6 protein-coding genes and 1 pseudogene are annotated in these 5,987 nt (G+C 72.6%); 1 reads left to right on the top strand and 6 read right to left on the bottom strand.

Annotation, left to right across the window (positions count from 1 at the left end; genetic code table 11):
• From AOK23_RS36595 to AOK23_RS36580, 4 genes and pseudogenes are all read right to left on the bottom strand, one after another.
• A pseudogene (locus tag AOK23_RS36595) lies at positions 1 to 709 on the bottom strand (ATP-dependent helicase); the annotation flags it as partial.
• A 137-nt stretch (positions 710 to 846) separates the two neighbouring features.
• Entirely contained in the window at positions 847 to 1,428 is a 582-nt protein-coding gene (locus AOK23_RS36590) for a hypothetical protein (protein WP_055716814.1), read from the bottom strand.
• Positions 1,425 to 2,570, bottom strand: coding sequence for an ROK family glucokinase (locus AOK23_RS36585; protein ID WP_055716813.1), 1,146 nt, complete (start codon positions 2,568 to 2,570; stop codon positions 1,425 to 1,427). The genes AOK23_RS36590 and AOK23_RS36585 overlap by 4 nt, the downstream gene beginning before the upstream one ends.
• A gap of 190 nt (positions 2,571 to 2,760) precedes the next feature.
• The gene (locus AOK23_RS36580) at positions 2,761 to 3,498 is read right to left on the bottom strand and encodes a GntR family transcriptional regulator (protein ID WP_206336398.1); all 738 of its coding nucleotides are present in this window, start codon (positions 3,496 to 3,498) and stop codon (positions 2,761 to 2,763) included.
• 129 nt (positions 3,499 to 3,627) lie between these two features.
• On the opposite strand from AOK23_RS36580, the gene AOK23_RS36575 reads away from it, so the two are divergent.
• The gene (locus tag AOK23_RS36575) at positions 3,628 to 4,638 is read left to right on the top strand and encodes a Gfo/Idh/MocA family protein (RefSeq protein WP_055716811.1); all 1,011 of its coding nucleotides are present in this window, start codon (positions 3,628 to 3,630) and stop codon (positions 4,636 to 4,638) included.
• 42 nt (positions 4,639 to 4,680) lie between these two features.
• Here the strand turns inward: AOK23_RS36575 and AOK23_RS36570 are convergent, their stop codons facing one another.
• Positions 4,681 to 5,181 carry a hypothetical protein gene (locus AOK23_RS36570; RefSeq protein WP_055716810.1) on the bottom strand — a complete coding sequence of 167 codons (501 nt, stop codon included), beginning with the start codon at positions 5,179 to 5,181 and terminating at the stop codon, positions 4,681 to 4,683.
• A 55-nt stretch (positions 5,182 to 5,236) separates the two neighbouring features.
• Positions 5,237 to 5,987, bottom strand: a 751-nt coding sequence (locus tag AOK23_RS36565; protein ID WP_157878255.1) for a cytochrome P450, incomplete at its 5' end; no start/stop codon positions are given.

Genomic DNA, 5,987 nt, shown 5'->3' with positions numbered 1-5,987 from the left:
CCGGCAAGCCCTTCGCGGCGAGCACCGGCCAGCGGCTTCCCGGCGCCCGCGACTGGGCCGCCGAGGTCGCCGCGAAGGGCTTGCCGGAGACGTACGGCGCGGCCGGTCCGCGGGGCAGGGTGTCGGCGACGGCGTCGAGGAAGGACCGCATCAGTGCTTCCGGTTCGGGCAGCCGGAGGGGGCCCTTGCCAGGCAGGGGAACGGCGTGGCCCTCGTACGGCAGTGCCGCGGCGACGGCTCTGAGGTGGGCGATGTCGTCCGGGTCGAGCGGTCCGGCCCGCCAGGCGTCGAACCCGTCGGCGGTGAGCCCCGGCAGCAGGCGCCCCCGGGCGACGAGCCGCAGCGCGTGCAGGGCGGCGGCACCCCAGCAGGCCGTCGCGGGGTGGGCGGCGGGGTCGCGGCGGGCCCGGGCGAGCAGGGGCAGGGCGTCGGCGACGGGCAGGGACAGGGCGGGGACGGTGCCTCTGCGGACGCCGGTGGCACCGTGCCGTCGGACGACGGTGAGGTCCTCGGGGGTGCCGGGCGGTGGTTTGTCGCCGTCCGGGTCCCAGAACGCGACCCGGCCGTGGCGGGGCAGGGGCGCCGGCAGGAAGACGGCGGCCAGCCGCACCGGGACGGTCAGTGGATCGGTGACGGCCGGTGTCACGGGAACGGCCGTGTCGGCCTCGGGAACAGCCATGTCGGCCTCGGGAACAGCCATGTCCCGCATGCGTCCGGTCACCTCCCCGCCCATGGTCGGATGAGCCGTCTCCGGCTCCGATCAGCTGTCTCCGACTCTACGGGCGGGGTCTGACATTCGGTCCCGCCGACCGTGCGCGAGCCCGCGCGGGCCCGGGTACGCGCAGGTCAGGGCACGGTTCGGGACACCAGGTACACCATCGGATGGTCCGGGTTGGACCGGTTCACGACGATGTCGTGGGTGGGCGCGGGACTCTTCTGCTTGTTGACGAGGCCGTACCAGGGGCCGGGGCCGCTGAAGTCCCAGCCGACGATCCGCCGGTCGCGGGCGTGGACGGCCATCTCGCCCTTCTTCAGCGCCGCCGTGCTGGTGCCGATCTGGTCGAGGAAGCGTTCGAGGCCCTCGTTGCTCGTGTAGAACTGCACGTACAGACGGCTGGTCCGCCAGTTGTTTGTCTCGTAGTACGCGAGGTGCTTCGAGTACGGCGGGATCGGGACGTCGTAGAGGCGCTGCTGGAGCCGGGAGGGCCAGTGCGCGGTGAGGCCGGTCGCCGAGTACTTCTCCTCCTTGTCCTTGCCGCTGTCCCGGCTCTGGTTCGCGGAGATCACCAGATAGCCCGCGGGGACGCCGATGAGCAGCACGATGATCGCCAGGGTGAGCGCGCGTCGGCGGATCTTGTGGCGGCGGTCCTCGGCGGGCTGCTCGGGTTCCTCGGGTGAGGTGCCCTGGCGGGGCACGGAGGCGGTCATGCGGAGTCCTCGGTGGTGCGGCGGGCCTCCACGTACCGCGCGTACCGCTCGTAGCGCTCGACCCGGCGGCGGTTGGCGCGGCGGAAGCGGCGGGCGACCAGGCGGGCGAGGTCGGCGGCGCCCACCATCCCGGCCTCGGGGCCCAGCTGGGCGCGGGCGATACGGGCCTCGGGGCGGTAGCCGCGGCCGGTGAGATGGCGGCGGAAGGCGTCGCGGGCGGGGCCGATGAGGAGGTCGTCGGCGGCCGAGACACCGCCGCCGATGACGAAGCAGGACGGGTCGAGGGCGGCTGCCAGGTTGGCGATGCCGACGCCGAGCCACTGGCCGATGTCCTGGAGCAGCTCGATGCACATCGCGTCGCCCTCACGGGCCAGCTCGGTGATCATCGGCCCGGTGATGTCGCCGATGTTGCCCTTGACGTGCTCGATGATCCCGTACGCGACCGGGGAGTCCGCCGCGGCCAGCTCGCGGGCCTCTCTGACCAGCGCGTTCCCGGAGCTGTACTGCTCCCAGCAGCCGCGGTTGCCGCACGGGCAGCGGTGTCCGCCGGGCACGACCTGCATATGGCCGAACTCTCCGGCGACCCCGAACTTGCCGCGCTTGACCTGGCCGTCCTCCAGGATCGCGCCGCCGATGCCGGTACCGAGCGTGATCATGACCAGGTGGTCCTCGTCCCGGCCGGCGCCGAAGCGCCACTCGGCCCAGGCGGCGGCGTTGGCGTCGTTGTCGACCAGCACGGGCACGGCGAGGCGGCCGGCGAGCCGGTCGCGCAGCGGTTCGTTGCGCCAGGACAGGTGCGGGGCGAACAGCACGCGGTTGCGGTCCGCGTCGACCCAGCCGGCGGCGCCGATGCCGACGGCGTGCACGTCGTGCCGGTCGGAGAGGTCCAGCACCAGCTCCACGATCGTGTCCTCGACGACCTGGGGGCTCTTGGACTTGTCCGGGGTCTCCGTGCGGAGCTTCTCCAGGATGTTGCCGTCGGCGTCCACGACGCCCGCCATCACCTTCGTACCGCCGATGTCGATGCCGACGGTGGGGACGCGGGGCGCCGTCAGGTGCGAGCGGCGCTCGCGCGTGCCGACGGTACGCAGGACGGTGGCCCGCGCGGAGCCGCGGTGGGTGAAGTCGCGGTAAGTGCTCATCGGGCCGATTCTGCCTTAGCGCTCCGCTTGGTGCGCCGTGGGGGCGGGGGGGGCCGCCTCTTCCTTTTCGAGTGCGGGCGCGTCGGGGCTGGTCGCGCCCACGCGGCGGAGCCGCACATGTCACAGCCCGCGCCCCTGTTTGGCGGCTGCGCCGCCATTACAGGGCGCGGGGAGCCGAAGAAGGTACCGGCTACGCCCTCACCAGTAGTTGGAAGTCGAACGAGTAACGGGAGGCTCGGTAGATGTGGGTGCCGTACTCGACTGCTCTGCCTGTGTCGTCGAAGGTGGTGCGTTGCATGGTCAGGAGGGGGGCGCCGTCGGGTTCGGTCAGGCGTTCGGCTTCCGCCGGTGTGGCCGTTCTCGCGCCGATGGTCTGGCGGGCGCTGTGCAGGGTGATGCCCGCGGAGCGCATCAGGCGGTAGAGGCCCGTCGACTCCAGCTGGGGCGAGTCGAGGTCCAGCAGGCCGGTCGGGATGTAGTTGCAGAGGGCGGCCATCGGCTCGCCGTGGGCCAGACGGAGTCGCTCGATCCGGTGGACCTCTCCGCCCTCGGCGACGGCGAGGGCGGCGGCGACCTCGGCGGAGGCGGGGACCATGGTGTTGAGCAGGACCAGGGTCTCGGGGCGCTGGCCGGCGGCCTCCAGGTCGTCGTAGAGACTGCTCAGCTCCAGCGGACGCTTGACCTGGCTGTGCACGACCTGCGTGCCGACGCCCCGGCGGCGGACGAGCAGGCCCTTGTCGACGAGCGACTGGATGGCCTGCCGCACGGTCGGCCGGGACAGGCCGAGGCGGGCGGCCAGCTCGATCTCGTTGCCCAGCAGGCTGCCCGGGGTCAGCGCGCCGTGCTCGATCGCGGCCTCCAGTTGCTGCGACAGCTGGAAGTAGAGCGGGACCGGGCTGCTGCGGTCGACGCTGAGCTGGAGCGACACGGTCGGATCCACTTCTGGTTTCGGCACGGGCCGAGCGTAGCCCCGGTGCCGGATGACGGGAAGCCGCGTCGTTCGGTTGTCCGGACAAAGCATTGACACGGCGGCGGGTACGACCGCACTTTGTTTCTCATGCGCATCGGACTTATCGGAGCGGGTCGAATCGGGACGATTCACGCGACCACGCTCAGCCGTCACCGCGACGTCGGCTCCCTGATCATCACGGACGTCGACACGGCTCGGGCCCACGACCTCGCGGACCGCCTGGGCGAGACGGTCGCACCGGGAGTGGACGAGATCTTCACCTGGGGTGTGGACGCCGTGGTCATCACGGCCGCCACGTCGGCCCACGGCGAACTGATCGGTCGGGCAGCACGCTCGGGGCTCCCGGTGTTCTGCGAGAAACCCATCGCCGTGGACATGCAGGGCACCTTAAACGCGCTCGCCGAGGTCGACGCCGCCGGAACCGTGCTGCAGATGGGCTTCCAGCGACGCTTCGACTCCGGCTATGTCACCGCCCGTGAGGCCGTGCGCTCGGGCCGACTGGGGCGGCTGCACACCGTGCGGGCGCTGAGCGCCGACCAGGCGCCGCCGCCCGCCGGGTACCTGACGGTCTCCGGGGGCATCTTCCGGGACTGCATGATCCACGACCTGGACGCCGTGCGCTGGGTGACGGGACGCGAGGTCGTCACCGTGTACGCGACGGGGTCGGACGCCGGGAACCCGATGTTCCGGGAGGCGCACGACATGGACACGGCCGCGGCCGTGCTGACGATGGAGGACGGCACCCTCGTCACGGCGACGGCGGCGCGGGTGAACGGGGCGGGCTACGACGTCCGCATGGAGCTGGCCGGGGAGCTGGACACCGTGGTGGTCGGGCTGGACGACCGTACGCCGGTCGCGTCCACCGAGCCGGCCGGGCCGCCGCCCGCCGACAAGCCGTGGACCGGTTTCCTGGAGCGTTTCGCGGCCGCGTACGAGGCCGAGGTCGCCGCGTTCGTCGAGGTGGTGCGCGGTGAGCGGGCCAACCCCTGCGACGGCCGCGAGGCGCTGCAGGCGCTGCGCGTCGCCGAGGCCTGCGAGCTGTCCCGCCGGGAGCACCGGCCGGTGAACCTCGGCGAGATCCCGGGCGGCCGCGACTGAGCCGCCCGGCGGCCGTGCCGCCGGGGCTTCCCTGCGCGCGGGTCACACGAGCAGCCGTACCGCCGGGGTCTCCGTGTCTGTGGCCAGGATCTGGTCGCAGTCGCCGCAGCGGAGGTCCCACGGGCGGCTCACGTTGGTCTGGATGCTGGGCTTGCCCGACTCCCTGGTCTCGTGGCAGTAGTAGCCGAGGTGCAGTCGCACCCAGGGATGGCTGGTCGGCGCCACGGAGCGGCGGCCGTCACGGCCGTCCTCGAACGGCGCCCACCAGAAGTCGACCAGAATCCGCACCGCGAGCCGTTCGTCACCGGAGGTGCTGTCGAACGCGGCGATGCGGGCCGGCGCGTGATGGCGGCCGAGGCCGCTGCGGGTACCGGAGCACAGGGCCTTCTCCGCGCCCCGCTCGAAGAACGTGGTACGGCCGAGACGCTCGCAGACGAAGCAGTCCAGGCTGAACTCCAGGGTGGGCCCCCAGTACAGCTGATGGCTCTCCTTGCCGCCCGGCGGCCGGGTGAGGGCCGCCGTGATCTCCGCGGTGCGCAGCATGATGGGGTTCTCCTGCGGGGCTCGGGGGCGGCGTGCGCGGGCGGGGAGAGCGTACTCACCAGCGGACCGGCAGGCTCCGTACGCCACGTATCAGCATGCCCGGCAGCCAGGGGCCCGGCGGGCCGTCCAGGGCGAGGTCGGGGCAGCGGTCGAGGAGGGTGCGTAGGGCGACGCGGGCCTCCAGCCGGGCCAGGGGCGCGCCCAGGCAGTAGTGGATGCCGTGCCCGAAGGCGAGGTGGCCCCGGGTGTCGCGGTGGATGTCGAAGCGGTCGGCGGCGGGGCAGCGGCTGTCGTCGCGGTCGGCGGCGGCCAGGCCGACCAGCACGGAATCGCCCGCCTCGATGGGTGTGCCGGCGATGACGAGGGGCTCGGCGGCGAAGCGGAACGTCGCGTTCTCCACGGGACCCTCGTAGCGCAGGGTCTCCTCCACCACCGCGTCCACCAGGCTCATGTCGGCCCGTACCTCGGCGAGTTGGCCGGGGTGGGCGAGCAGGGTGCGCACGGCGTTGCTGATGAGGTTGACCGTGGTCTCGTGGCCGGCGATGAGCAGGATGAAGGCCATGCCGCGCAGCTCGTCCGGCGACAGCCGGTCGCCGTCGTCGTCCGCGCTACGGATCAGCGCGCTGAGCAGGTCGTCGGCGGGCGGCGAGCACCGCTTGTCCTCGATCAACTCGCCCAGGTACGCGGCGAGTCGGACGAAGGCGTCGTACTCGCTCTCCGCGCTGGTGGGGGCCACCGTCTCCGTCGACATCTCGCGGAAGGCTGCGCGGTCGAGCTCGGGCACGCCGAGCAGTTCGCAGATGACG

This window comes from Streptomyces torulosus (genome assembly GCF_001419765.1).
In the GTDB taxonomy this organism is placed as follows: domain Bacteria; phylum Actinomycetota; class Actinomycetes; order Streptomycetales; family Streptomycetaceae; genus Streptomyces; species Streptomyces torulosus.
The sequence above is the reverse complement of the archived record's forward strand: the minus strand, read 5'-3'. Positions and strand labels throughout refer to the sequence as shown.